Genomic DNA, 23,235 nt, shown 5'->3' with positions numbered 1-23,235 from the left:
ACGCGCCCCTCTAGGCTGAACGCATGCGCAAGAGCACCCTCTGGACCGTTCTCGGGGTCATCGCGGCCGTGATCATCGCCTGGTTCGTGGTGAACGTGCTGTTCTCTCTCGTCGCCTTCGTGTTCCGCCTCGTCGCCGTCGCGATCGTCGCCCTCATCGTGTTCCTCGTGCTGCGGGCCGTGTTCGCCCGACGCGACGTCGACTGAGCCGACGGAGAGGCGCGCCCGTGGGCCGACGACCCGTCGCGGGGCACGGCGGGTCTACGACGCATCCTGCCGATCGATCACCCGCGGCGGTAGCGGCCGGTTCCCGCGACGCAACCCCGGCCGTGGTGTCGGAGGCCGGGAGTAGCGTCCCCCTCGATGCCCGATAAACCGCCCGCCCCCGCAGACACCGCCCACCCCGTCACCCGCGACATCGTGCTGTCGCCGAAGCACCGCTGGAGGGCGTACTGGGTCGCCGTCGCCGTGGCGGCGCTGACCATCCTCGACCTGACGAAGGTCAACGTCGCCCTTCCGTCGATCGAGGCGGCCCTGAACGCCGGCCCCACCGAGCTGCAGCTCGTCGTCTCGGGCTACATCCTCACGTTCGGGCTCGTGCTGGTGCCGGCGGGGCGTCTTGGCGACATCCGCTCGCGCCGGGTGCTCTTCCTCGTGGGCCTGTCGCTGTTCCTGGTCACGAGCCTCGCCTGCGCGCTCGCACCGAACACGACCGTGCTCCTGGTCGCCCGTCTGCTGCAGGGTGTGGCTGCCGGCATCCAGATGCCCCAGGTGCTCGGATTGGTGCAGCAGCTGTTCCAGGGCAAGGAGCGCGGGCGCGCCTTCGGTCTGTTCGGGGCCACGATCGGCATCGCGACGGCCTTCGGCCCGACCCTCGGAGGCCTGCTCATCGCGTTGGGCGGCGACACCGACGGGTGGCGGCTGATCTTCTGGATCAACATCCCCCTCGTGGCGATCGTCATCGCCCTCGCGGCGTGGCTCCTGCCGAACACGCGCGAGAAGTCGCGGCGCCGGCTCGACCTCGACCCGGTCGGCGTGCTGCTGTTCGCGTTGACGATCCTCGCCCTGATGTGGCCGTTCCTCTTCACGACGGGCAGCCCCGACGACGATCCCAACCGATGGTGGCTGCTGGTGGCATCCGTCGTCTTCGCAGCGGCCTTCGTGTTCTGGGAGCGCCGTTACGCGGATCGGGGACGGATGCCGCTGATGCCCTTCTCGATCTTCTCGCTGTCGTCGTACCGCAACGGCGTGCTGATCTCGACGGCGTACTTCTCCGCCGTGCCCGCGATGTTCCTGCTCGGCACGCTCTTCCTGCAGGGCGGTCTGGGGCTCGCGCCGGTCTTCGCCGGGATGGTGACGATCGGGTTCGCGGTCGCCTCGGCGGCGAGTTCGTGGGTCGGCGGCAATCTCGTGACCCGGCTCGGTCGTCCCCTCGTGGTGTGGGGCATCCTCGGGATGGTGGCCACCGCGGGTGGCCTCGTGCTCGTGGCGCTCTTCACCGCTCCCGAGTGGACGCCATGGGCGATGGCCGCCGTGATGGTGTTCGGCGGTTTCGCCGGTGGCCTCGTGATCTCACCGAACCAGACGCTCACCCTCGCCGACATCCCGGTCCGCAGCGGCGGGGTCGCCGGCTCCGTCGGGCAGCTGGGCCAGCGCATCGGCACGGCCGTGGGGACGGCGATCGCCCTGGCCCTGTTCTACGCCACGGTCTATCGCGAGCAGGGCAGCGTCGACGACACCGTCGTGCTGTACCACGACGCCTACGCGTCGGGCATGATCACCGTCGGCATCTTCCTCGGGCTGGCGCTCATCGTCGGCGTGGCCGACCTCGCCGGGCGGGCGCGGTCGGGGTCGCAGACGCCCTGAGCCGTCGCACCGCCCGTGCGATGACGAGGTTCAGACGCCGTAGCGGGTGCGGATCTCGGCGCGCAGCTCATGACTGCAGCGCTCGACCACGTCGTCCCACAGTTCGGTCGCGCCGTCCTGGGCGCGGTCGGACACGGCGCGCAGGATGCGGATGGGCACGTCGAACTGCTGCGCGACCCAGATGAGCGCGTACGACTCCATGTCGACCAGGCTCGCGCCCAGCTCGCGGATGCGTCGCACGGTGTCAGCGTCGTCGACGAAATGGTCGCCCGTGGCGATGACGAGACCGTCGTGGCCCGTCTCGACGCGGGTCGGCAGCGAGACGTGCTCGCCGAACGTCCCGTCCAAGCCCTTCACGTCGTGCTGGATCGCCCCGGCGAGGTCGTAGATCCCGCCCTCGACGGCGTCGTCGATCGCGCCGGCCGTTCCGACGACCACGATCTCCTCGTACTCACCCGTCGACAGAGCGCGCGTGAGCGCATAGGCGGCCGGGATCTTGCCCACGCCGGTGAGCAGGCGTTCGAAGCCGGGAAGGTGGTCTTCGAAGGCGACGAGTTCGGATGCGTGGGCGGCGACCAGGAGTTTCACCCCCTCATTCTCGTCGGTATCGACGCACGAGAACGGATGCCGGGAGCGAGCGGGCGTCGCCCGTGTCCCGCCCGGGGCGGGACACGGGCGCGAACTCAGCCCTGTGCTGCGTCCGACACGGCCGTGAGACGCGAGATCTCCTCCGGGGCCAGCTCGAGCGAGGCGCTGGCCAGGAGATCGGCGACCTGCGACACCTTCGACGCGCTCGCGATGGGGGCCGCGACGGTCGGCTGCGCGCGCAGCCAGGCGAGGGCCGTCGTCGCGATCGACGCCCCGTGAGCGCGACCGACCTCTTCGAGGGCGTCGATCAGGGCGAGACCGGCCGGGGTGGCCAGCTTGGCCGCGCCCTCAGCCCGCGGCGAGTCGCCCGTGGCATCCGCGCTGCGGTACTTGCCCGTGAGGAATCCGCTGGCCAGGGCGTAGTACGGCACGAGCGACATGCCGTACTGCTCGGCGACGGGGACGATGTCGCGCTCGACCTCGGTGCGGTGCACGAGGTTGTAGTGCGGCTGCACGGCGACGGGGAGGTCGGCGCCGGCGGCCTCGGCGAGCGAGATCCACTCGCGGATGCGGGCCGCGGTGTAGTTCGACACCGCGACGTAGCGCACGAGACCGTCCGTGACGAGGTCGGCGAACGCGGCGACGGTCTCTTCCAGGGGCGTCTGCTCGTCGTCGAAGTGCGCGTAGTACAGATCGATGGTGTCGACGCCGAGTCGCGAGAGCGAGGCCTCGGCCGCGGCACGGACGTTCTTCGCGGACAGGCCGCGGAAGTCGGGGTGCTGGCTCACCTTCGTGGCCACGACGACGTTCTCCGGCTTGCGGGAGGCGAGCCACTCGCCGATGAGGGTTTCGCTCTCGCCGCCCGAGTTGCCGGGGGCCCAGGCGCTGTAGGCGTCGGCGGTGTCGATGAAGTTCCCGCCGCCCGCGTGGAACGCATCGAGCACCGCGAACGAGGCGTCGCGGTCGGCGGTCCAGCCGAACACGTTGCCGCCGAGCGAGAGGGGGAGGATGTCGAGGTCGCTGCGTCCGATGCGCGTCATGATGCCCTTTCTGCAGAGGTCGAGTGACCTCGAGGACAACGACCTGCGTCCGTGCGCATTCCCGCGACGCGCGGTGGCGCGCGTTCCCGTGGCGGGCGCTCGCTCGCAGTGCGCTCGACGCGCGCATGGCCGCGACGCGCGCTCGCGCGCATCACCGCGACGCGCGCTCGCGCGCATCACCGCGACGCGCGCTCGCGCGCATCACCGCGACGCGTCGGTCAGCTTCCCCCGGACAGGATGCCGATCAGTCCGCTGACGAGAAGCCACAGGCCGATGCCGGCTCCGGCGATCCAGATCACGACCGTTCCGGCGGGGTACTTCTTCTTGCCGTCGCCGGCGGGACCCTCGGGCGCGCTCACGAGCGCACCATCATCACGATCGAGACGATGAGCACAGCGAGACCTCCGATGACGGCGATGGCGGCGATGATCGGTCCACCTCCGGTGAGGTAGGCGGCCACGCCGAGGGCGAGGAACAGCACGGCCAGCACGATGCCGCCGATCTGGTACACCCGGTACCGCCGATCGGTGCTCGACGTCTTCTGATCGCTCACGCTGTCCCCCTCCCGCCCAGGCTACCGAAAGCTGTGGGTCTCCTGAGCCGATCCGACCCGCCGTGCCCGTTCCGGGCGTAGCGTATCCGCATGCAGCTGCGCCCCGTTCCCGATCCCGTCCGCCCCGGCCAGGAGTCCGTATGGGACTATCCGCGGCCACCTCGCGTCGAGCGGGTGCACAAGCGGGCGCAGATCGACTTCGGCGGGGTGCGGATCGCCGACACCGACGACGTGGTGCGCGTCCTGGAGACGAGTCATCCGCCGGTCTACTACCTGCCCATCGTGGCCTTCGGTGATGCCCTCACCCTCGGGGAGGGGGCCTCGTTCTGCGAGTTCAAGGGCGGCGCGCGCTACTTCGACGTCCACGGCGGTGGGGGAGCGGTCGCCGTTCGCGCGGCCTGGAACTACCCGCATCCGATGCCCGGGTACGAGATCCTCGACGATCGGGTCGCCGTCTACGCCGGGGAGATGGACCGGTGCATCCTCGGCGGAGAGGTCGTCGAACCGCAGCCGGGCGGCTTCTACGGGGGCTGGGTGACCAAGGACCTGGCCGGCCCGTTCAAGGGCGTCCCGGGATCGATGGGCTGGTAGCCCCACTCCTCGTCAGTCGTGAGCGAACGCCTGGGGCACGGCCGCGTGCAGCTCGGCCAGCCAGGCGCGGGCGTTTCCGTCGGACGGCGCACGCCAGTCGCCGCGCGGTGACAACGACCCTGCGGGCGACACCTTCGGCCCGTTCGGGATGGCCGTGCGCTTGAACTGCGCGAATCCGAAGAACCGCGTGAGGAAGACCTCGAGCCACGTCGCGACGGTGACGAGGTCGTACGACGGGCGCTCGCCCTCGGGATAGCCCGGTGGCCAGGCTCCGGCATCCGGATCCGACCAGGCGTGCGCGGCGAGGAAGGCGATCTTCGACGGACGGAATCCGAAGCGCAGCACGTGGTACAGCGTGAAGTCGTGCAGGTTGTAGGGCCCGATGCGGTCTTCGGTCGACTGCATGCGGCCGTCTTGACCCGCCGGCACGAGCTCGGGGCTGATCTCGGTGTCGAGCACCGCCTGCAGCACCGACACCGTCTCGGGGCTCAGCTCTCCCGAGCCGATGACCCAGCGGATGACGTGCTGGATGAGGGTCTTCGGCACCCCGGGGTTGACCGAGTAGTGGCTCATCTGGTCGCCGACGCCGTAGGTCGACCACCCGAGCGCGATCTCGGACAGATCGCCCGTGCCCACCACGATGCCGCCGTGCATGTTCGCGAGGCGGAACAGGTAGTCGGTGCGCAGGCCCGCCTGCACGTTCTCGAATGTCACGTCGTGCACCGGCTCGCCCGCGGCGAAGGGGTGCCCCATGCGGGAGAGCATCTCGGATGCCGCCGGGCGGATGTCGATCTCCTCGATCGTGGCCCCGATGGCCTCGGCGAGGGCGATGGCGTTGCGCTTCGTCTTGGCGCTGGTCGCGAACCCCGGGAGCGTGTACGCGAGGATGTCGCTGCGGGGGCGCCCCATCCGGTCCATCGCGCGGGCGATCACGAGCAGGGCGTGGGTGGAGTCGAGGCCCCCGCTGACACCGAGGACGGGCTTCGGTCGACCGATCGCCTCGAGCCGCTGCACGAGACCCGACACCTGGATGTTGAACGCCTCGTAGCAATCCTGGGCGAGGCGGTCGGGGTCGTCGGGGACGAACGGGAAGCGGTCGAGGGCGCGTCGGAGTCCGATGTCGCCCGCGGGCGGCGTCAGCTCGAACGACACCGTGCGGAACACCGGACCCACCGTGCGGCGGTTGTCGTCGAAGGTGCCCTGGCGCAGGCGGTCCTGGCGAAGGCGATCCAAATCGACGTCGGCCACGCTGTGCCGCGGGCCGTCGGGGAAGCGCTCGGTCGTGGCGAGCAGCTGCCCGCCCTCGTAGATCATCGTCTGGCCGTCCCACGAGACGTCGTTGGTCGATTCGCCCTGTCCGGCCGCGGCGTAGACGTACGCGGCGAGACAGCGCATCGACTGCGACTGCGAGAGCAGGGTGCGGTCGTCGGCTCGGCCGATCGTGATGGGGCTGCCCGACAGGTTCGCCAGGACGGTCGCCCCGGCCAGCGCGGCACCGGAGGAGGGGGGAACGGGCACCCACACGTCTTCGCAGACCTCCGCGTGCAGCGTCAGGCCCGGGACGTCGACGGCGGTGAACAGCAGGTCGGGACCGAACGGCACCGTCTCGCCGGCGATCGTGATGTGCTGGCCGACCTGGTCGTCGCCGCGCGCGTACCAGCGCTGCTCGTAGAACTCGCGGTAGGTGGGCAGATACGCCTTGGGCGCGACACCGAGGATGCGACCGCGGTGGATGACGACCGCGCAGTTGAACAGGCGGTTGCCGTGGCGCAGCGGGGCTCCCACGAGCAGGACGGGGAGCAGATCGACGGATGCCGCGACCAGCCGGGCCACGGCGGCCTCGACGGCGTCGAGCAGGGGGTCCTGCATCACCAGGTCGTCGATCGCGTAGCCCGTGAGACACAGCTCGGGGAAGACGGCGACCGCGACCCCCTCGTCGTGGCACGCGCGGGCCGACGCGAGCACCGCCTCGACGTTGGCGGCGGGGTCGGCCACGGCGACCGGGACGGTGCAGGCGGCGACGCGCGCGAAGCCGTGCCGGTACGCGCTCTCGAACGGCAGGTCGGTGATCACCCGACCAGTCTGTCAGGCCCCTCCGACGGCGTGGGGTGGATCCGCGCGACCTGTGGACTGTGGATGCCGTGAACCCGATGTCGGAGGTCGCGATTAGCGTGGAGCACCATGCGGTACATCGAGCAAGACGATCGGGTCGTCTGGAGCGCCAGCGACCTCAAGGCGGCGGCCGAGTGCGAGTTCGCCTGGCTCCGAGCGATCGACGCCAAGCTCGGGCGGATCGCCCCCGTCGACGATCCCGAAGACGCCACGCTCGAGCGCGCCGCGCGTCTCGGCACCGCCCATGAGCTCCGCGTGCTCGACGACTACCGCGTCCGCTTCGGCGACGCCGTGCGCGAGATCCCCGCCGCCCGTTCGTCCGACGCCGCAGCTCTTTCCGAGGCGGTGCGCCTCACCGACGCCGCCCTCGCCGACCCGGCCGCCGAGGTGGTCTACCAGGCCGCGTTCTCGACGGCCGAGTTCGTCGGCTTCGCCGATTTCCTCGTGCGCGCGTCCGGAGCGGATGCCGAGGGCACGCGGCCCTGGATCGTGCAAGACACCAAGCTGGCGCGCCGCGCGCGCGTCACCGCCCTCATGCAGCTGGCGGCCTACGTCGACCAACTCGATCGACTCGGCGTCCCGCGATCCGACGAGGTGCAACTCCTCCTCGGCGACGGCACGACGAGCACGCATCGCGTCGACGACCTGCTGCCGGTGTTCGCGCTACGTCGCGCGCGCCTGCGCGCCCTGATCGCCGACCGCGACGTCGCGCAGGGGGCCGCGGGCGAGGCGATCGCCTGGGGCGACGGTCGAGGCTCCCTCGACGTCGTGGCGTGCGGTCGCTGCGCCACGTGCGAGCTCGAGGTCGTCGCTCACCGCGACCTGCTGCTCGTGGCGGGAATGCGGCCGGTGCAGCGCGAACGGCTCCGCGCGGCCGGCATCGAGACGATCGACGCCCTGGCCGCGGCCACGCAGGCGCCGCTGGCGATGAGCGCCGACACCTTCGTCTCGCTGCGCACGCAGGCGCGGCTGCAGCTCGAGAGTCCCGCGGGCGTGCCCGGTGCCGAGGTCTCCGCCCACGCCGTGCCGACGTTCGAGGTCGTCGCGCCGAAGTCGCTCGGCGTGCTGCCCCGACCCGACCACGGCGACCTGTTCTTCGACTTCGAGGGCGACCCGCTCTACACCGAGGGAACCGGCGAGCACTGGGGCATCGATTACCTCTTCGGCTGGGTCGACAGCCGCGAGACCTATGGCGCCCTGTGGGCGCACACATTCGCCGAGGAGCGCGTCGCCCTCGAGCGCTTCCTCGACATGGTCGCGCTCCGGCGTCAGCAGTATCCGGGAATGCACATCTACCACTACGCCCCCTACGAGCCGACGCATCTGCTCACCATGGCGGCCCGCTACGGCGTCCGCGAGGCCGACGTCGACCGACTGCTGCGCGACGGGGTCTTCGTCGACCTGTATCCGGTCGTGCGCCGGGCGCTGCGGGTCGGGTCGAGGTCGTACTCGATCAAGAAGCTCGAGCCGCTCTACATGGGCGACGAGGTGCGCACGAGCGACGTGCAGCGCGGCGACGACTCGATCGTCAAGTACGTCGAGGCGCGTGCCCTGGCCGCCGACGGCGACGCCACGGGGGCCCAGCGGGTTCTCGACGACCTCGCGGACTACAACCGCTACGACTGCGTCTCCACCCGGCGTCTGCGCGACTGGCTGGTCGATCGAGCGCGCGAGTCCGGGGCCGTTCCCTCCCGCGCGGCCGAGCCCGACGAGCAGGCCTACGAGCCCTCGCCGCGCGCGACGGCTCTCCAGCGGTGGGCCGCCGACGCCGTCGAGCCCGATGCGACGGCGCTGCGCCTGGCCGCGGCCGCGATCGACTACTACCCGCGCGAAGAGAAGACCTACTGGGCCACCCATTTCCTGCGCCTTCGCGAGCCGGTGTCGGTGTGGGAGGAGACGCGCGACGTGATCGTCGTCGACGCGGTGCGCTCGCGGGTGGTGACCGATTGGCACGTCGCCGAATCGGGCCGCGGGTCGGAGCGACGACTGGTCGAGCTGCGCGGCGAGCTGGCTCCCGGTACTCGGGTGAGCCCGGATGCCGAACCGTTCGCCGTCTACGACCTCCCGGCGCCGTTCCCGCTCGAGACCCGCCCCCGCTGGATCCACGGCGCGCGCCGCGTGACGGTGCGCGAGGTGCTCGACGACGGAGTGGTCGTCGAGGAGATCGCGGCCGACGGCGTCACGTGGGACGAACTGCCGCTCGCGCTCACGCCTCCCGCCCCTCCGCGGGCAGGCAACCAGCAGAAGGCGATCAACGCATGGGCCGATGAGGTGCTCGCGGCCGCGCCGCGCATCCCCGACGGTCCCGCGGCCGACATCCTGCGCCGCGTCCCTCCCCGCACCCGCTCCGGCGGCCTCGCCCCGGTGACCGCGATCGCGGGCGCCCCCGGCGACGACGAGGCGACGGCGATCGCCCGCAGCGTGGCCGACCTCGACCACAGCTATCTCGCGGTGCAAGGTCCCCCCGGCACGGGCAAGACCTACGTCGGGTCGCACGTCATTGCGCGATTGGTCGCCGAACGCGGTTTCCGTGTGGGCGTGGTGGCCCAGTCGCACGCGACGATCGAGCACATGCTCGACCGGGTCATCGCGGCGGGCGTCCCGGCATCCCGGGTAGGCAAGGCGCCGAAAGATCCCGGGGCTGAACACGCCTTCACGGTGCTGCCCAAGAACGGCGTCGCGGCGTTCACGGCCGAGAACGCCGCTCACGGTTTCGTCGTCGGCGGCACCGCGTGGGATTTCAGTCACGAGGCACGCATCCCTCGCGGCAGCCTCGACCTGCTCGTCATCGACGAGGCGGGCCAGTTCTCGCTCGCCTCGACCATCGCCGTCTCCCTCGCGGCGACGCGTCTGCTGCTGCTCGGCGATCCGCAGCAGCTACCGCAGGTCAGTCAGGGCACGCACCCGGAGCCGGTCGACACCTCGGCGCTCGGCTGGATCATCGACGGGGCCGAGGTCGTTCCCGCCGATCTGGGGTACTTCCTCGCTCGAACCCGCCGCATGCACCCCGCGGTCGCCGAGCCGGTGTCGCGGCTGTCGTACGAGGGCCGCCTCGCGGCGCATCCGTCCACGGCGCTCCGCCACCTCGACGGCATCGCCCCGGGAGTGCACGTGCGTCCGGTGTCCCATCGCGGCAACGCCACGGCGTCCGCGGAGGAGGCCGACGAAGTCGTGCGCATCGTCGCCGACCTCGTCGGGCGCCGATGGACGGGGGCCGAGGGCGGGGCCGGAGACACCGCGATCGTCGAGCCACCGCGCGCGCTGCGTGCCGACGACATCATCGTCATCACCCCGTACAACGCGCAGCAGGTCGCCGTCGAGGAAGCATTGGCAGCGGCCGGGTTCTCCGACGTCCCCGTCGGCACGGTCGATCGGTTCCAGGGGAAGGAGGCGATCGTCGCGATCCTCACCCTGGCCGCGTCGTCGGGCCGCGACGCTCCGCGCGGGCTCGAGTTCCTGTTGCTGCGCAATCGCATCAACGTCGCCGTCTCCCGCGCGATGCAGGCGGCCTACATCGTCTCGTCGCCCGCCCTGCTCGACGATCTGCCGCGCACGCCCGAGGGCGTCGCCCGCCTCAGCGCCTTCGCGCGTCTGGTGGGCGCGAACGCCTGACCGCAGGCAGCGACGCCGGGCGTTCGGACCGCATCCCGGCTCGTCGGGCGTTCGGGTCGCATCCCGGCTCGTCGGGCGTTCGGGTCGCATCCCGGCCCGCCGGGCGTTCGGACCGCATCCCGGCCCGCCGAGAGGGTGAGCCCCGGCGTGCCGCGAACCCCGTCGGCTGTCTCAGGCCGTGCCGTACAGGCGGTCGCCCGCGTCGCCGAGGCCGGGCACGATGTAGCCCTTCTCGTTCAGGCGCTCGTCGACGGCGCCCAGCACGAGCGTCACATCGTGACCCTCGACCTGCTTCTCGATCGCCGCGACGCCCTCGGGGGCACCGAGCAGGCAGATCGCGGTCACGTCCTGCGCGCCGCGGGCGAACAGGAACTTGATGGCCGCGCCCAGCGAGCCGCCGGTCGCGAGCATCGGGTCGAGCACGAAGCACTGGCGGTCGCTCAGGTCGTCGGGGAGGCGCTCGGCGTACGTGGTGGGCTCGAAGGTCTCCTCGTCGCGCACCATCCCCAGGAAGCCGACCTCCGCGGTGGGGAGGAGCTTCACCATCCCCTCGAGCATGCCGAGGCCCGCGCGCAGGATCGGGACGACGATCGGCCGCGGCTCGCTGATCTTGACGCCCATCGTCGTGGTGACGGGGGTCTGGATCTCGATCGGGTCGACGCGCACGTTGCGGGTCGCTTCGTAGGCGAGGAGCGTCACGAGCTCCTCGGTGAGCTGGCGGAAGACCGGCGACGACGTCTGCACGTCACGCAGCACCGTGAGCTTGTGGGTGATGAGCGGGTGATCGGCGACGTGGACACGCATAGGCTCAAGGCTAACCTCTTCCTCCGCGCGCCTCAGCCGTCGTTTTTCCGCCATCGTCCTCCGGAGCCCCCGTGACCCCCACCGTTCGCGATCTCGCCGCGATGCGTCGGGCGCTCGTGCTCGCGGACCTGGCGCAGGGGGAGGGCGACGTCCCGGTCGGCGCCGTCGTGGTCGACGCCGAGGGCACCGTCATCGGCGAAGGGCGCAACCTCCGCGAGGCCACGAACGATCCCACGGCGCACGCCGAGATCGTGGCGCTTCGCGCGGCGGCATCCCGGATCGGTTCCTGGCACCTCGCCGACTGCACCCTCGTGGTCACGTTGGAGCCCTGCGTGATGTGCGCCGGGGCGATCCTGCAGGCGCGCGTGCCCCGCGTGGTCTTCGGATCGTGGGATGCCAAGGCGGGCGCCGCGGGATCGATGTACGACGTCCTGCGCGACAGGCGCCTGCCGCACCGCGTCGAGGTGATCGGCGGGGTCGAAGAAGAGCGCGCGGCCGCCCAGCTGCGGGCGTTCTTCGTCGACCGACGATGATCCGCGGCGCCGAGGCCCGTCAGCGCGGCAGCAGGGGCAGCACCTCGGCGCCGACGAGATCGGCGTGCGCGACGTCGCGCAGGTCCATGAGCTGGAAGTAGACGCGCTCCGCGCCGAGCTCGCGGAGCCGGTGGACCTTCTCGGCGATCTGCGCCGGGGTCCCGATGAGGTTGGCACCGTTGTCGAACTGCTCGCGCGTTTGCCCGATGGCCTCGGCTCGACGAGAGATCTCGGCGTCGTCCTGCCCGACGATGGTGGGCAGGGCGACCGAGAGCTTCAGCGTGGCGGGATCGCGGTCGATCGCCTCGCACGCGGCGCGCACGACGGCGAACTTCTCGGCGACGACGTCCTCGGCAACGAAGCCGATGTTGAACTCCGTCGCGTAGCGGGCGGCGAGCGCGGGGGTGCGCTTCGGCCCTCCACCGCCGACGATCACCGGCACACGCTCCTGCTCCGGCTTGGGCAGGGCGGGCGCGTCGTCGAGGCGGTAGTGCGCTCCCGCGAACGAGAACGTCTCGGCATCCGGGGTCTGCCACAGGCCCGTCACGACCTGCAGCTGCTCCTCGAGCAGATCGAACCGCTTCGCGGGGAAGGGGATGCCGTACGCGGCATGCTCCCGCTCGAACCAGCCCGTGCCGAGCCCGAGCTCGGCGCGCCCGCCCGACATCGCGTCGACCTGGGCGACCTGGATCGCGAGGATCGAGGGCACCCGGTAGGTGACCGACGAGACGAGGGTTCCGAGCCGGATGCGCGAGGTCTCGCGGGAGAGGCCGGCGAGCGTCGTCCACGCGTCGGTGGGGCCGGGGCGCGGGTCGCCCTCGCCCATGCGCAGGTAGTGGTCGGAGCGGAAGAACCCGTCGAGGCCGTGCCGCTCGGCCGACTGCGCGAACGCGAGCTGGTCGTCGTAGGTGAACCCCTGCTGGGGCTCGGTGAACAGGCAGTACTCCACGGGAGCCTCCGAAGTCGGGCGCGGCGGGGTCAGTCGGCCGAGCGCAGGATGATCGCCTCGGTGGGCGGTGCCGGGTCGGCGGGTCGGCCTACGTAGCCGATGTGGGTGAGCAGGGCGCGGCGGAACTGGGCCGGCCGCTCGAGGTGCACGGAGTGTCCGGCCCCCTCGACGGCGACCTCGGTCACCTCCCCGCCCTTCTCGGCATAGGCGGCGAGCACGTCGCGGGTCTGCGAGACCATCGGCTGTGCGGGCGCGACGTCGGCGCCCGGCCAGCCCGGGACCACGCCGAGCGCGCCGAGGTGGTTGAGGTCGTAGAATGACGCGTCCGAGACGATCGCGTCGGCCGTGCCGTAGATCCACAGGATGGGCGGCTTCGGGTCGAGGTCGACGATGCCCGAGACGTCGAAGTACTTCGGCGCCATCGTGTTGAGCACACCCGTGGTGCCCGGGGCGAAGCCCGGCCACGTCGCCGTGGTCACGGCATCCCCGGGGTAGTTGCCGCCGGCGGTCGAGGTGGTGAGCATCGACTCGACCCACACGTCTTCGTGCTCGCTCGCGTAGTCGGGTGCGACGTAGCCCGAGCGGAAGACCGAGCGCGGAGACGTGGGGGCGTCGGCGGTGGTGTCGTGGTCGATCAGGCGCTGCACGAAGTCGGGGTTGGCGCCTCCCGCCCCGGTGCCGGCGTCTTCGTCGTTCAGGCGCGACCCGTCGCGGCGCGTGCCACCGAAGCCGTAGGGCGAGACGGGGGCCTGCAGCGTGAGCGAGCGGACGGGGTGATCGAGCGCGTACTGCATCACGACGCCGCCGCCCATCGACCAACCCACGAGGTGGGCTTCGGGGATGCCGAGCGCCTGCAGGGTCGCGAACAGGTCGTCGCTGAAGTCGCGCACGCCGCGGGTGGCGTCGATGGGCGTGTGCTCCGTGCGCCCGAAGCCGCGCAGGTCGACGGCGAGGACCCGCAGCTCGCTCGGCAGATCCTGCATGATCTCCTGCCAGAACAGCGACGACGACACGTTGCCGTGCACGAAGACCACGGTGCGCTCGGGGGTCGCGGCCGGGTCGTCGCCCACCCGCTCGAGCACGTTGACACCCAGCCGGTCGGTCTCGACCAGGCGTGCGCTGATGCCGTCGAAGAGAGTCATGCAGTCCTCCGTGTCGCTCGCCGGTGCCCCGGTACACCGCGTTCCGATGCTAACGCGCGCCCCTTCCGCCCGCACTCAGACTTGCCCCGCACGACCTCGCGCCGCGCGACCCCGCCCCGCGCGACCTCACCCCGCGCGACCCTGCCCCGCGCGACGGAGCCGCTTCATAGACTGAGACCCATGACGGATGCCACGACCTCGCTGCCCCCGATCGCCTTCCTCGGTGCCGGCTCCATGGGGGGAGCGATCCTCCGTGGCCTCGTGGCCGCGGGACTCGTCGACGGGGGAGTGACCGCCACGAACCGCTCGATCGCGAAGGCCGCGGAGCTGGCCGGACTCGAGGGCGTGACGAGTGTGGCGCTCGAGGCCAACCCCCGTGGCAACGTCGAGGCGGCGGCGGCCGCTGACGTCGTGCTGGTGGGCGTCAAGCCCGCGATGGTGCCCGATCTGCTCGACGAGATCGCCCCGCACCTGCGTCCCGGCACGATCGTGGTGAGCCTCGCGGCGGGGGTGACCCTGGCCACCTTCGCCCGACACCTCGGCGACGACGTCGTCACCCTGCGGTCGATGCCGAACACCCCGTCGCTCGTCGGCCGGGGCGTGACCGGTCTGGCCGCGGGTGCCTCGGCATCCCCCGACGACGTTGCGGTCGTGCGGGCCCTCTTCGAGACGGTGGGCGCGGTGGTCGAAGTGCCCGAATCGCAGATCGACGCTCTGTCCACGATCTCGGGATCCGGGCCCGCCTACGTCTTCCTGCTGGTCGAGGAGTTCACCGCGGCCGCCGAACGCATGGGGTTCGAGCACGATCAGGCGCGTCTGCTGGCAGAGCAGACCTTCGTCGGGGCGGCGACGCTCATGGACTCGTCCGACGTCGATCCCGCGGAGCTGCGCCGTCGCGTCACCAGCCCGAAGGGCACCACGGAGCGCGCCGTGGCGGTGCTGCAGGGTGCGCACCTCGCCGACACGTTCACCGAGGCCGCCGAGGCCGCACTGGCCCGCGCGAAAGAGCTCGCCGCCGGGAGCTGATGTGCGCCTGCGCTTCTCGGGGACGATCTGGTACTGGCGCGGTCCCGCGCCCTACCACTTCGTGACCGTGCCACCGCGCGAGGCGAGCACGATCGCCGAGGTCTCGCCGATCGTCACGTACGGGTGGGGCATGATCCCGGCATCCGTCACCGTCGGTTCGACGACCGTGACGACCTCGCTCTGGCCGAAGGACGGGGGATACATCGTCCCCGTGAAGAAAGCCCTTCAGGATGCCGAGGGGCTCGCGGTCGACGACGAGGTCGAGGTGACGCTCGACGTCGACGCCTGACGCGTCGGTGCCGGCTCGCCGCGCGCACCCGCCGCGGCGAGGTCCGAATCAGCGGTCGAGGGCCGCGAAACGCTCGATGTCGCTGTTCGTGCCCGACACGATGATGAGGTCGTGGTTGGTGACGACGGTGTTCGCCTCCGCGTAGCGGAACGGGCGTCCGGGGCTCTTCACCCCGACCACGGTGACGTTGTACTTGCTGCGCACGCCGGATTCATTCAGCCCGACGCCGCGCACGAGCTTCGGCGGGTACATCTTGGCGAGCACGAAGTCGTCGTCGAAGCGGATGAAGTCGAGCATGCGGCCGCTGACGAGGTGCGCGACGCGCTCCCCGGCCTCGGCTTCGGGGTAGATCACGTGGTTCGCGCCCACGCGGGCGAGGATCTTGCCGTGCGACTGCGAGACCGCCTTCGCCCAGATCTGCGGCACCTTGAGGTCGACGAGGTTCGCGGTGATCAGCACCGACGCCTCGATGAGCGAGCCCACGGCGACGACGGCCACCTGGAAGTCCTGGGCGCCGATCTGGCGCAGGGCGTCGATGTTGCGCGCGTCGGCCTGCACGGCGTGCGTGACGCGCTCCGACCACTTCTGCACGAGCTCGAGGTTGCCGTCGACGGCGAGCACCTCGCGGTCGAGTCGGTCGAGTTCGCCCGCGCAGGCCGCGCCGAAACGCCCGAGGCCGATGACCAGGACGGGGGCGTCACTGCGGATGCGTTCAACCAACGATGGGCCTTTCCACGGGGAGCGCGTACAGCTGCGACCGCGACGACGCCGCCACGGCCGCGGCGAGAGTCACTGTACCAATGCGCCCCATGAACATCGTGGCCGCCATGACGTAGACCGCGGGGTCGGGGAGCTCGGCGGTGAGGCCGGTCGAGAGTCCCACGGTCGCGAAGCCCGAGACCACGTCGAAGAGCACGTGCTCGATGGGGGCATCGGTGATGCGGCTGATGGTGACGGTCGACACCGCGACGATCGTCGCTCCCCACGCGACCACCGACAGCGCCACGCGCTGCACGTCGCTGGGGATGCGACGGCCGAACGCCTGCACCGACGGGCGCCCCTTCGCCTCGGAGAAGACCGCGAGGGCGAGCACGGCGAGGGTGGTGACCTTGATCCCGCCGGCGGTGGATGCCGAGCCCCCGCCGACGAACATCAGCATGGAACCCACGATGAGTGTGGCTCCGTTGAGGTCTCCGATGTCGATGACGCTGAAACCGCCGGAACGCGTCATAGCCGACAGGAAGAAGGCCTGGAAGGTGGTGTCCCACGCATCCATGCTTCCGAATGTGAGGGGGTTGTCGTATTCCAGCAGGAGAATGACGCCGGCGCCGACGAAGAACAGCACGACCGTCGTGATGATCGTGAGCTTCGCGTGCAGAGACCACAGGCGGAACCGCCAGTAGTGCCGCCACAGCGTGAAGATGACGGGGAATCCTATCGAACCGAGGAACACGCCGGCCATGAGCACCGTCAGCAGGAAGTAGTCCTGGGCGAAGGGTGCCAGGCCGTCGGCGTTCGGGATGAAGCCGGTGTTCGTGAACGACATGGCCGCGTAGTAGGGCGCCTCCCACAGCGCGACCAGGGGGTGGATGCCCCCGATGATGAGCGAGGGGTAGATGAGCACGGTGAGCGCCGCCTCGATCACGAGCGTCGAGAGGGCCACCGTCCGCAGCAGCTGACCGACCTCGCCCAGGCGCACGGTCTGGCCCTCGTTGACCGGACCGCCGTGGGCGCGCAGCGGGTTGCTGTCGCCGGCGGCGATGAGCTTGGCCCGCAGCCCCAGTCTCTTCGAGATGACGAGTCCGAGGATGGATGCCAGCGTCAGCACCCCGAGCGCTCCCACGTTGACGCCGATGTAGGTGATGACGCGGCCGAGCGGCGACAGGTCCGAGTACATGTTGATCGTCGACAGCCCCGTGACGCAGATCGTCGACACCGCGGTGAACAGCGCGTCGGCGAAGGGGATGCGCTGGCCCGTCGCGGACGCCGCGGGCAGGGAGAACAGCGCGGTGAACAGGGCGATCAGCGTGGCGAACACCAGGACGGCGAATCGAGCGGGCGATGCGGTCGTGAGGTTGCGCAGCCGATCCCATGCCTCGTAGGCGATGCGACGCACCCGCACCGGCAGTCGCGCCTCGTTCGGCGTCGCCGCCATGCGTCGCTCCCTTCGGTGCTCGAACCCGAATCATGGTACTCGGGCCGGGGCGCGGGCTAATCTGATGCCATGGCGGACATCTTCGACGTGATCGCTGACGGAACGCGTCGCGACATCCTTCAGTTGCTCCTCGACCGCGCGACCGGCGGTGAGCGGGGCACGAGCGTCTCGCAGATTGTGGCGGCGCTGGGGGTGAGCCAGCCGACGGTGTCGAAGCACCTGAAGGTGCTGCGCGAGGCCGAGCTCGTCTCCGTGCGCGAGGAGGGTCAGCACCGCTACTACAGCCTCGCGGTCGCTCCGCTCGACGAAGTGGACGACTGGCTGGTGCCCTTCTTCTCCATCGACGAGGAGAACGAACCCGCCCTCCCGGAGTCCGCCGTGCACGCCGCCGAGGTCGTCGGCCGGGCCGCGGCGTCGGTCAAGCACTCCTTCTCCACGGCGTTCCGCAAACTCCCCGGGCGGTGATCGCGCGGATGCGGTGTCCCGGCATCCGGAATGCACATTCGTCACAGGGGTCCCATAGGTTTACAGCCGTCGCGCCCAGACTCTAGAGTGTGCTCAGCATCAGGAGGGTGAGTTCACCCGGAACGAGGGGTGAGCGATGGCCGAGCTGCCGGACGTGCGGTTCTTGACGGTCGCCGAGGTCGCCGAACTCATGCGCGTGTCGAAGATGACGGTCTACCGTCTGGTGCACGCGGGCGAGCTGCCGGCCGTGCGGTTCGGACGCAGCTACCGCGTGCCCGAATCGGCCGTCGTCGAAGCCGTGCAGCGACCGGTGTCCGACGTCGGCTAGACTGATCCGAGGCTTTTTTCCGAACGCCTAGTGTTCCCGGGCGCCGACATCGGCACCCAGACCCCGACTTAGTGAGGTTTTCCGTGGGTTCTGTCATCAAGAAGCGCCGTAAGCGCATGGCGAAGAAGAAGCACCGCAAGCTGCTTCGCAAGACTCGTCACCAGCGCCGCAACAAGAAGTAACGCGGCCACCACACCGAGCGCCTGTCCGATGCGACGGGCGCTTCGTGTATCCGTGCGCTCGTGCACCCGCGCGGCGTCGTCGGCGTCCGCCCGTTCGTCTCTCCGGAGGAAAGCATGCAGTCCATCTCGATCCACGACCTGCACGCGGGGCGCGAGCGTCCCCTCATCGACGTGCGCGAAGAACACGAGTACGCCGCGGGTCACGTACCCGGCGCCGTGAACATGCCGATGTCGACCATCGGCGAGCACCTCGACGAGCTCCCGGGGGAGCCCTTCGACGTCATCTGCCAGGCGGGCGGGCGCTCTGCCCGCGTCGTCGAGGCGTTGTCGGCTCGCGGTCACGACGCGACCAACGTCGAGGGCGGCACCGGCGAGTGGATCGCCGCCGGTTACGACGTCGAAGCCTGAGCCTTCGTCCCGGGCCGGTCCACGCCTCCTAGGATGGAGGCGTGACGACCCTCACGCTGATCGGCAAGCCCGAGTGCCATCTGTGCGACGTGGCCGAGCAGATCGTCGAGAGCGTCATCGACGGCCTTCCCGCCGACGTGGCGGAGCGCGTCGAGATCGAGCACGCCTCGATCGCCGACGACCCCGCGCTCTTCGCGACGTGGTGGGAGAAGATCCCGGTCGTCCTCATCGACGGCGACCTGCACGCGCACTGGCGCGTGTCGGCCGACCGTCTCCGTGCCGCGCTCCTGGCGGCAGACCCCGAAGGAGCCTCGTCGTGAGCATCCGTCACATCGTCCTGTGGAAGCTCGCGGCCGACGACGCCGACACCCGTGCGCTGCACGCCGAGCAGATCGCCGAGCGCCTCCTCGCCCTGCGCGAGGTCATCGACGACATCGCGCACCTCGAGGTGGGCCGCAACATCGCCAACCCGCAGTCCAACTGGGACGTCGCCCTGCTCAGCGAGTTCGCCGACGTCGACGCGCTCGAGCGCTACCAGGTGCACCCGGCCCACCAGGAGGTCGCGGGCTTCGTCCGTTCGGTGGTCGCCGAGCGGTCCTGCGTCGACTACCCGTTCTGAGCGGTCGCCGCGCGGCATCGACATCCCGTGGCGGCGGGCGCGCCGCCGGTAGCGGTCAGCCGAGAGGGCGCACCGTCGCGGGTACGGCCGCGAGGGCGATCCGCACGGCGTCCCGGTCGTCGACGCGCTGATCCGGCGCGTGTTCGACCACCACGCGGCTGCCGTCGCTGGTGAGCACGGTCGAGCGCCGGACGCTGCCCAGGAACGTCGTCTCCTCCACCACGGCATCCACGCCCGGGGCATCGGGGCCCACCAGCAGCACGTTCTCGGGCCGCACGACGACCTCGCAGTGCCCGTCGTGGGCCGAGCCCGCGAGGGGGAGCTCCTGCCCCCAGACCTCGACGACCACTCCCTCGACGATTCCCGGCACCGCGCTCACCGGACCGAGGACCTCGGCGACCGCCGCGTCCGCGACGCGTGCGTAGACCTCGTCGGGGCTGCCCGCCGCGACGATGCGTCCGGCGTCCATGACGACGAGGTGGTCGGCCACCGCCGCGCCCTCGGTGGTGTCGCGCGTGGCCCACAGCGTGGTCACGCCGCGGGCGCGGAGCTCGCGGGCCAGGCGATCGCGCGTCTCGGCGCGGGCGCTGGTGTGCAGGGCCGCAAGGGCATCGTCGAGGACGAGCGCGCGAGGGCGCGAGGCCAGTGCGCGGGCCAGGGCCCAACGTTGACGGTCGCCGTGCGAGAGACGGTGCACACCCTTGTGGCCCGTGGTGAGCCCGACGAGGTCGCAGAGGCGGTCGGCCTCGGCATCCGGATCGATGACGCCCGCCTGCCGGGCGGCGGCCACGATCGCGGCACGGGCACGACCGAAGCGCGCGACGGGCGTGCGGTCCCGCACTTCCGCGACCCGCGGCGCCGCGGGGCCCACGCGCCCCTCGATCGTCACGGTGCCGGCGTCGGGTCGCTCGGCTCCGCCGACCAGCCGCAGCAGCGTGGAGGCTCCGCACCCGGAGGGCCCGACGAGCCCGACGATGCTGCCCGGGGCGACGTCGAGGTCGACGTCGTCCAGGATGACGGTCCCCGCCCGCTCTCGTCGCACGCCGCGGAGGGCGATGGTCCAGCCCGTGGGGCGCGACGCGCCTCTCGACGGGGGATCGAGCGGAGTGACGGCGACCATGACCCGACGCTAGACACGCCGGATGACACGACGACGCCCGGGGGGTGAACCCCGGGCGTCGTCATTGCATCCGTCGTCTCAACTCACGGAGCCAGGCGCGTCGGTCCGCGGAACAGGTAGGTGACCTCGCGGATGGAGGACTCGCCGAGCAGCAGCATCAGCACACGCGCCAGGCCCATGCCGAAACCGCCGTGCGGGGGCGCGCCGAAGCGGAAGAAGTCCAGGTAGAAGTCGAGGTGCTCGGGGTCGAGCCCCTTCTCCTTCGCCTGCTCGACGAGGACGTCGACACGGTGCTCGCGCTGCGCGCCCGTGGTGATCTCGACGCCGTTGAAGAGCAGGTCGTACGACTTGGTGAGGCCGGTCTCCTCGTCACGCATGTGGTAGAAGGCGCGGATCTCGGGGTGGTAGTCGGTGATGAACACGAACTGGTGACCGTAGGTCTCCTGCACGTGCGCCGCGATCTGACGCTCGCCCTCGGGGTCGAGGTCGCCGTCGGTGCGGGGGATCTCGTACCCGCGCGCGGCCACGATCTCGCGCGCCTCGGCCAGCGGGATGCGCGGGAAGGGCAGGGTCGGAACCTGCACCTCGAGACCGAAGAGCTCCTGGATCTCGGCGCCGTGCTTGTCGGCGACGGCCTGGAAGGCGGTCTGCAGGAGCTCCTCCTGCATCCGGGCGACGTCCTCGTGCGAGTCGATCCAGCTGATCTCCGCGTCGATCGAGGTGAACTCGGTCGCGTGACGGCTGGTGAACGACGGGTCGGCGCGGAAGGCGGGCGCGATCTCGAAGATCTTGCCGAAGCCGGCGACCTGGGCCATCTGCTTGAAGAACTGCGGGCTCTGCGCGAGGTAGGCCGTCTTGTCCTCGAAGTAGGGCACCTCGAACAGCTCCGCGTTCGACTCCGACGGGGAGGCCATGAGCTTGGGTGAGTGCACCTCGATGTAGTCGCGCTCGACCCAGTACGTGCGCATGGCGTGCTCGAGCGTCGTCTGCACGCGGAAGATGAGGTTGTTCCGACGCTGACGCAGGTCGAGGAAGCGCCAGTCCATGCGCTTGTCGGGGCTGCTGTCCGCGGCGATCGGCGTCTCGGGGTTCGCCGCAGCGGCCACCACGAGTTCGCCGACCTTGATCTCGACGCCGCCGAGCTTGACGCGCTCGTCGTGCTTGAGCTCTCCGCGCACCGTCAGGAAGGTGCCGGTGGCGAGCGCGCCGATCGTCTCGGTCAGGGCAAGGGCTGCGGCATCCTGTTCGGGAGCGGGCTCGCCCTCGGCGGAGGGGGCGGCCGGACGCGTCGCCGGGTTGACCAGCTGCACGGCGCCGGTCTCGTCGCGGAGCACGACGAACTGCACCTTCTTCTGATCGCGCACGGTTTCGACCCATCCCGACACCTCGACAGCGCCGGCGGGGAGGGATTTCAGCTGGTTGACCAGGACGCGTTCGCTCACGATCGACCAGTCTACGTGCGGGCGGTGTCGGCCCCACCCGCCATCGGGGGCGTCGGCCCCCGGTTCCGCTCGCCTCCGCCCTCGTGCGCGGCGGAAGCCGCCACGCGGACGGCGGACGCGCGGACCGTGCGGGCGCGGAGGCGCCGGGTCGGGACGCGGCATCCCTATGATGGCGCTCGTGACGTTCTCCCTCCCCCCGGAGTCGTTCCGGACGCTGCGTCCGGAACCTCGGGGGCGTGCCCCGCGGCCCTGGGACGTCGCGACGACCATCGTGCTGCTGGTTCTCCTGCCCCTTCTGGCGCTCGGGGCCTCCTACGCCGGAGTGGTCCTCGCCTACGCCGCGCACGTCTGCGGGACGCAGGCGTGCGACGCGGGCCTCATGAATCTCGGGTTCTGGATCGCCGTCATCGCGCCGTGGGTGATCCTGCTGATCGGGGTCGTCGTGGCGATCGTGCGTCTCGTGCGGCACCGCCTAGCGTTCTGGGTGCCGCTGGTGGCGATCGTGTCGATGGTCGCCGTGTGGTTCATCGCCGCGGCCCTCGTGGGCGCCGGGGTATCGGCATCCTGAACCGTTCGGGGGCAACCCCCAGGAATCACGCCTGACCGGGACGTACCCTGGCTCGTGGGCGCCCGGACGGGCGGCCGATCACCGAGCGCGAAGGCACCCGATGACCGACATGTCCCTCTCCCTCTCCCCGCTGCGGGCCGGCTCCGGTTCGGCGGAGGGTGAGTCCTGGCTCACCTCGCTCGCGGACTGGACCGTGTCGCTCATGGAGGTCATCGGCCCCGTGGGTGCCGGCGTCGCGATCGCGCTCGAGAACCTCTTCCCGCCGCTGCCGAGCGAGGTCGTGCTGCCCATGGCCGGGCTCACCGCCAGCCGCGGCTCGTTCACGCTCTTCGAGGCCCTGCTCTGGACGACGCTGGGATCGGTCGTGGGCGCCTTCGCCCTCTACGGTCTCGGTCGGTGGCTGGGTGCGGCCCGACTGCGTGCCTTCGCCGCGAAGATGCCGCTGCTGCACCCCGAGGACGTCGACCGCACGGTCGCGTGGTTCGAGCGGCACGGGGGCAAGGCGGTCTTCTTCGGGCGCATGATCCCGATCTTCCGGAGCCTCATCAGCATCCCGGCGGGTGTGGCGAAGATGCCGCTGTGGCGGTTCGGTCTGCTGACGGGCGCGGGCAGCCTCATCTGGAACACGATCTTCGTGCTCGCGGGATACCTGCTGGGCGAGAACTGGCACATCGTGGAGGAATACGCCTCGATCCTGCAGTACGTCGTCATCGCCGCGGTCGGCATCGGCGTCGCCTGGTTCCTGTACTCGCGCGTCCGCTCGCTGCTCGCGGCACGCAAAGACGCCTGACCCGACGGGATATCTCCACGTCGAGGCAACCGGCATCCGGACTCAGTCAGACCA

Annotated in this window: 27 protein-coding genes; 15 read left to right on the top strand and 12 right to left on the bottom strand. The window is 70.9% G+C overall.

Going from position 1 to position 23,235, the window contains the following annotated elements; all coding sequences use genetic code 11:
* Positions 1-23 precede the first annotated feature (23 nt).
* Complete coding sequence (locus tag RWH44_RS14200; protein ID WP_298874005.1) at positions 24-206, top strand: hypothetical protein; 183 nt, start codon at positions 24-26, stop codon at positions 204-206.
* A gap of 156 nt (positions 207-362) precedes the next feature.
* Positions 363-1,865 carry an MFS transporter gene (locus tag RWH44_RS14195; RefSeq protein WP_316005078.1) on the top strand — a complete coding sequence of 501 codons (1,503 nt, stop codon included), beginning with the start codon at positions 363-365 and terminating at the stop codon, positions 1,863-1,865.
* A gap of 30 nt (positions 1,866-1,895) precedes the next feature.
* On the opposite strand, the gene RWH44_RS14190 is transcribed toward RWH44_RS14195, so the two are convergent.
* The 4 genes from RWH44_RS14190 to RWH44_RS14175 form a co-directional block, all read right to left on the bottom strand.
* A complete protein-coding gene (locus RWH44_RS14190) occupies positions 1,896-2,453 on the bottom strand; it encodes a phosphorylase family protein (protein WP_316005077.1) in 558 nt (185 codons plus the stop codon).
* A gap of 95 nt (positions 2,454-2,548) precedes the next feature.
* Positions 2,549-3,493 carry an aldo/keto reductase gene (locus RWH44_RS14185; protein WP_298874000.1) on the bottom strand — a complete coding sequence of 315 codons (945 nt, stop codon included), beginning with the start codon at positions 3,491-3,493 and terminating at the stop codon, positions 2,549-2,551.
* 218 nt (positions 3,494-3,711) lie between these two features.
* On the bottom strand, positions 3,712-3,852 hold the full coding sequence (locus tag RWH44_RS14180) for a hypothetical protein (RefSeq protein ID WP_167494236.1): 141 nt from the start codon (positions 3,850-3,852) through the stop codon (positions 3,712-3,714).
* Positions 3,849-4,046 (bottom strand): hypothetical protein, encoded by a 198-nt coding sequence (locus RWH44_RS14175; protein WP_298873998.1) that lies wholly within the window; start codon positions 4,044-4,046, stop codon positions 3,849-3,851. The genes RWH44_RS14180 and RWH44_RS14175 overlap by 4 nt, the downstream gene beginning before the upstream one ends.
* Before the next feature lie 90 nt (positions 4,047-4,136).
* On the opposite strand from RWH44_RS14175, the gene RWH44_RS14170 reads away from it, so the two are divergent.
* Positions 4,137-4,637, top strand: coding sequence for a DUF427 domain-containing protein (locus tag RWH44_RS14170; protein ID WP_316005076.1), 501 nt, complete (start codon positions 4,137-4,139; stop codon positions 4,635-4,637).
* Positions 4,638-4,649: 12 nt separating this feature from the next.
* Here RWH44_RS14170 and RWH44_RS14165 read toward each other — a convergent pair whose 3' ends face one another.
* A complete protein-coding gene (locus RWH44_RS14165; protein ID WP_316005075.1) occupies positions 4,650-6,710 on the bottom strand; it encodes an NAD(+) synthase in 2,061 nt (686 codons plus the stop codon).
* A gap of 108 nt (positions 6,711-6,818) precedes the next feature.
* On the opposite strand from RWH44_RS14165, the gene RWH44_RS14160 reads away from it, so the two are divergent.
* Positions 6,819-10,361 carry a TM0106 family RecB-like putative nuclease gene (locus RWH44_RS14160; RefSeq protein WP_316005074.1) on the top strand — a complete coding sequence of 1,181 codons (3,543 nt, stop codon included), beginning with the start codon at positions 6,819-6,821 and terminating at the stop codon, positions 10,359-10,361.
* Positions 10,362-10,532: 171 nt separating this feature from the next.
* Here RWH44_RS14160 and upp read toward each other — a convergent pair whose 3' ends face one another.
* Entirely contained in the window at positions 10,533-11,165 is a 633-nt protein-coding gene (gene upp / locus RWH44_RS14155) for a uracil phosphoribosyltransferase (RefSeq protein WP_076677423.1), read from the bottom strand.
* Between the two features lie 101 nt (positions 11,166-11,266).
* On the opposite strand from upp, the gene tadA reads away from it, so the two are divergent.
* Entirely contained in the window at positions 11,267-11,698 is a 432-nt protein-coding gene (tadA, locus tag RWH44_RS14150) for a tRNA adenosine(34) deaminase TadA (protein WP_316005169.1), read from the top strand.
* Between the two features lie 19 nt (positions 11,699-11,717).
* Here the strand turns inward: tadA and RWH44_RS14145 are convergent, their stop codons facing one another.
* Both RWH44_RS14145 and RWH44_RS14140 read right to left on the bottom strand, forming a co-directional pair.
* Complete coding sequence (locus RWH44_RS14145) at positions 11,718-12,647, bottom strand: LLM class F420-dependent oxidoreductase (RefSeq protein ID WP_316005073.1); 930 nt, start codon at positions 12,645-12,647, stop codon at positions 11,718-11,720.
* 29 nt (positions 12,648-12,676) lie between these two features.
* Complete coding sequence (locus RWH44_RS14140) at positions 12,677-13,789, bottom strand: alpha/beta hydrolase (RefSeq protein ID WP_316005072.1); 1,113 nt, start codon at positions 13,787-13,789, stop codon at positions 12,677-12,679.
* A 180-nt stretch (positions 13,790-13,969) separates the two neighbouring features.
* Between RWH44_RS14140 and proC the strand changes: the two genes are divergently transcribed.
* Positions 13,970-14,815 (top strand): pyrroline-5-carboxylate reductase, encoded by an 846-nt coding sequence (gene proC, locus RWH44_RS14135; RefSeq protein WP_316005071.1) that lies wholly within the window; start codon positions 13,970-13,972, stop codon positions 14,813-14,815.
* A gap of 1 nt (position 14,816) precedes the next feature.
* A complete protein-coding gene (locus RWH44_RS14130; protein WP_316005070.1) occupies positions 14,817-15,104 on the top strand; it encodes a DUF1905 domain-containing protein in 288 nt (95 codons plus the stop codon).
* A 48-nt stretch (positions 15,105-15,152) separates the two neighbouring features.
* Here RWH44_RS14130 and RWH44_RS14125 read toward each other — a convergent pair whose 3' ends face one another.
* The gene (locus RWH44_RS14125) at positions 15,153-15,824 is read right to left on the bottom strand and encodes a potassium channel family protein (RefSeq protein ID WP_076677413.1); all 672 of its coding nucleotides are present in this window, start codon (positions 15,822-15,824) and stop codon (positions 15,153-15,155) included.
* Complete coding sequence (locus RWH44_RS14120) at positions 15,817-17,259, bottom strand: TrkH family potassium uptake protein (protein ID WP_298873982.1); 1,443 nt, start codon at positions 17,257-17,259, stop codon at positions 15,817-15,819. Before RWH44_RS14120 ends, RWH44_RS14125 begins: the two co-directional genes overlap by 8 nt.
* A 69-nt stretch (positions 17,260-17,328) precedes the next feature.
* On the opposite strand from RWH44_RS14120, the gene RWH44_RS14115 reads away from it, so the two are divergent.
* The 6 genes from RWH44_RS14115 to RWH44_RS14090 all read left to right on the top strand — a co-directional run bounded on the left by RWH44_RS14115 (position 17,329) and on the right by RWH44_RS14090 (position 19,261).
* Positions 17,329-17,724, top strand: coding sequence for an ArsR/SmtB family transcription factor (locus RWH44_RS14115; RefSeq protein WP_136587559.1), 396 nt, complete (start codon positions 17,329-17,331; stop codon positions 17,722-17,724).
* Between the two features lie 136 nt (positions 17,725-17,860).
* Positions 17,861-18,052 (top strand): helix-turn-helix domain-containing protein, encoded by a 192-nt coding sequence (locus RWH44_RS14110; protein ID WP_076677409.1) that lies wholly within the window; start codon positions 17,861-17,863, stop codon positions 18,050-18,052.
* An 83-nt stretch (positions 18,053-18,135) separates the two neighbouring features.
* A complete protein-coding gene (locus RWH44_RS14105) occupies positions 18,136-18,234 on the top strand; it encodes a 30S ribosomal protein bS22 (protein ID WP_003792170.1) in 99 nt (32 codons plus the stop codon).
* A gap of 114 nt (positions 18,235-18,348) precedes the next feature.
* Positions 18,349-18,642, top strand: a complete 294-nt coding sequence (locus tag RWH44_RS14100; protein WP_298873977.1) for a rhodanese-like domain-containing protein — start codon at positions 18,349-18,351, stop codon at positions 18,640-18,642.
* Positions 18,643-18,683: 41 nt separating this feature from the next.
* The gene (locus tag RWH44_RS14095; RefSeq protein ID WP_316005069.1) at positions 18,684-18,962 is read left to right on the top strand and encodes a glutaredoxin family protein; all 279 of its coding nucleotides are present in this window, start codon (positions 18,684-18,686) and stop codon (positions 18,960-18,962) included.
* The gene (locus RWH44_RS14090; RefSeq protein WP_316005068.1) at positions 18,959-19,261 is read left to right on the top strand and encodes a Dabb family protein; all 303 of its coding nucleotides are present in this window, start codon (positions 18,959-18,961) and stop codon (positions 19,259-19,261) included. Before RWH44_RS14095 ends, RWH44_RS14090 begins: the two co-directional genes overlap by 4 nt.
* A 55-nt stretch (positions 19,262-19,316) precedes the next feature.
* Here RWH44_RS14090 and RWH44_RS14085 read toward each other — a convergent pair whose 3' ends face one another.
* Both RWH44_RS14085 and aspS read right to left on the bottom strand, forming a co-directional pair.
* Positions 19,317-20,381: an ABC transporter ATP-binding protein gene (locus RWH44_RS14085; RefSeq protein WP_316005067.1), complete on the bottom strand. Its 1,065-nt coding sequence runs from the start codon at positions 20,379-20,381 to the stop codon at positions 19,317-19,319.
* Between the two features lie 83 nt (positions 20,382-20,464).
* Positions 20,465-21,823: an aspartate--tRNA(Asn) ligase gene (aspS, locus tag RWH44_RS14080; RefSeq protein ID WP_316005066.1), complete on the bottom strand. Its 1,359-nt coding sequence runs from the start codon at positions 21,821-21,823 to the stop codon at positions 20,465-20,467.
* A gap of 178 nt (positions 21,824-22,001) precedes the next feature.
* On the opposite strand from aspS, the gene RWH44_RS14075 reads away from it, so the two are divergent.
* Positions 22,002-22,391: a DUF6264 family protein gene (locus RWH44_RS14075; RefSeq protein ID WP_367575654.1), complete on the top strand. Its 390-nt coding sequence runs from the start codon at positions 22,002-22,004 to the stop codon at positions 22,389-22,391.
* 100 nt (positions 22,392-22,491) lie between these two features.
* Positions 22,492-23,181: a DedA family protein gene (locus RWH44_RS14070; RefSeq protein ID WP_437127301.1), complete on the top strand. Its 690-nt coding sequence runs from the start codon at positions 22,492-22,494 to the stop codon at positions 23,179-23,181.
* Positions 23,182-23,235 lie beyond the last annotated feature (54 nt).

This window comes from Microbacterium phycohabitans (assembly GCF_032464935.1).
GTDB classification, from domain to species: domain Bacteria; phylum Actinomycetota; class Actinomycetes; order Actinomycetales; family Microbacteriaceae; genus Microbacterium; species Microbacterium phycohabitans.
Note: the sequence above shows the minus strand (reverse complement) of the source record. Positions and strands in the feature narration are given on the sequence as shown.

Bases quoted from the DNA above. Each gene is read 5' to 3' on its own strand.
- RWH44_RS14120 (WP_298873982.1), bottom strand. From the start codon at position 17,259: ATGGCGGCGACGCCGAACGAGGCGCGACTGCCGGTGCGGGTGCGTCGC.
- RWH44_RS14085 (WP_316005067.1), bottom strand. From the start codon at position 20,381: ATGGTCGCCGTCACTCCGCTCGATCCCCCGTCGAGAGGCGCGTCGCGC.
- RWH44_RS14170 (WP_316005076.1), top strand. From the start codon at position 4,137: ATGCAGCTGCGCCCCGTTCCCGATCCCGTCCGCCCCGGCCAGGAGTCC.
- RWH44_RS14140 (WP_316005072.1), bottom strand. From the start codon at position 13,789: ATGACTCTCTTCGACGGCATCAGCGCACGCCTGGTCGAGACCGACCGG.
- RWH44_RS14070 (WP_437127301.1), top strand. From the start codon at position 22,492: ATGACCGACATGTCCCTCTCCCTCTCCCCGCTGCGGGCCGGCTCCGGT.
- RWH44_RS14115 (WP_136587559.1), top strand. From the start codon at position 17,329: ATGGCGGACATCTTCGACGTGATCGCTGACGGAACGCGTCGCGACATC.
- RWH44_RS14185 (WP_298874000.1), bottom strand. From the start codon at position 3,493: ATGACGCGCATCGGACGCAGCGACCTCGACATCCTCCCCCTCTCGCTC.
- tadA (WP_316005169.1), top strand. From the start codon at position 11,267: ATGCGTCGGGCGCTCGTGCTCGCGGACCTGGCGCAGGGGGAGGGCGAC.
- upp (WP_076677423.1), bottom strand. From the start codon at position 11,165: ATGCGTGTCCACGTCGCCGATCACCCGCTCATCACCCACAAGCTCACG.
- RWH44_RS14100 (WP_298873977.1), top strand. From the start codon at position 18,349: ATGCAGTCCATCTCGATCCACGACCTGCACGCGGGGCGCGAGCGTCCC.
- RWH44_RS14160 (WP_316005074.1), top strand. From the start codon at position 6,819: ATGCGGTACATCGAGCAAGACGATCGGGTCGTCTGGAGCGCCAGCGAC.
- RWH44_RS14195 (WP_316005078.1), top strand. From the start codon at position 363: ATGCCCGATAAACCGCCCGCCCCCGCAGACACCGCCCACCCCGTCACC.
- proC (WP_316005071.1), top strand. From the start codon at position 13,970: ATGACGGATGCCACGACCTCGCTGCCCCCGATCGCCTTCCTCGGTGCC.
- RWH44_RS14200 (WP_298874005.1), top strand. From the start codon at position 24: ATGCGCAAGAGCACCCTCTGGACCGTTCTCGGGGTCATCGCGGCCGTG.
- RWH44_RS14110 (WP_076677409.1), top strand. From the start codon at position 17,861: ATGGCCGAGCTGCCGGACGTGCGGTTCTTGACGGTCGCCGAGGTCGCC.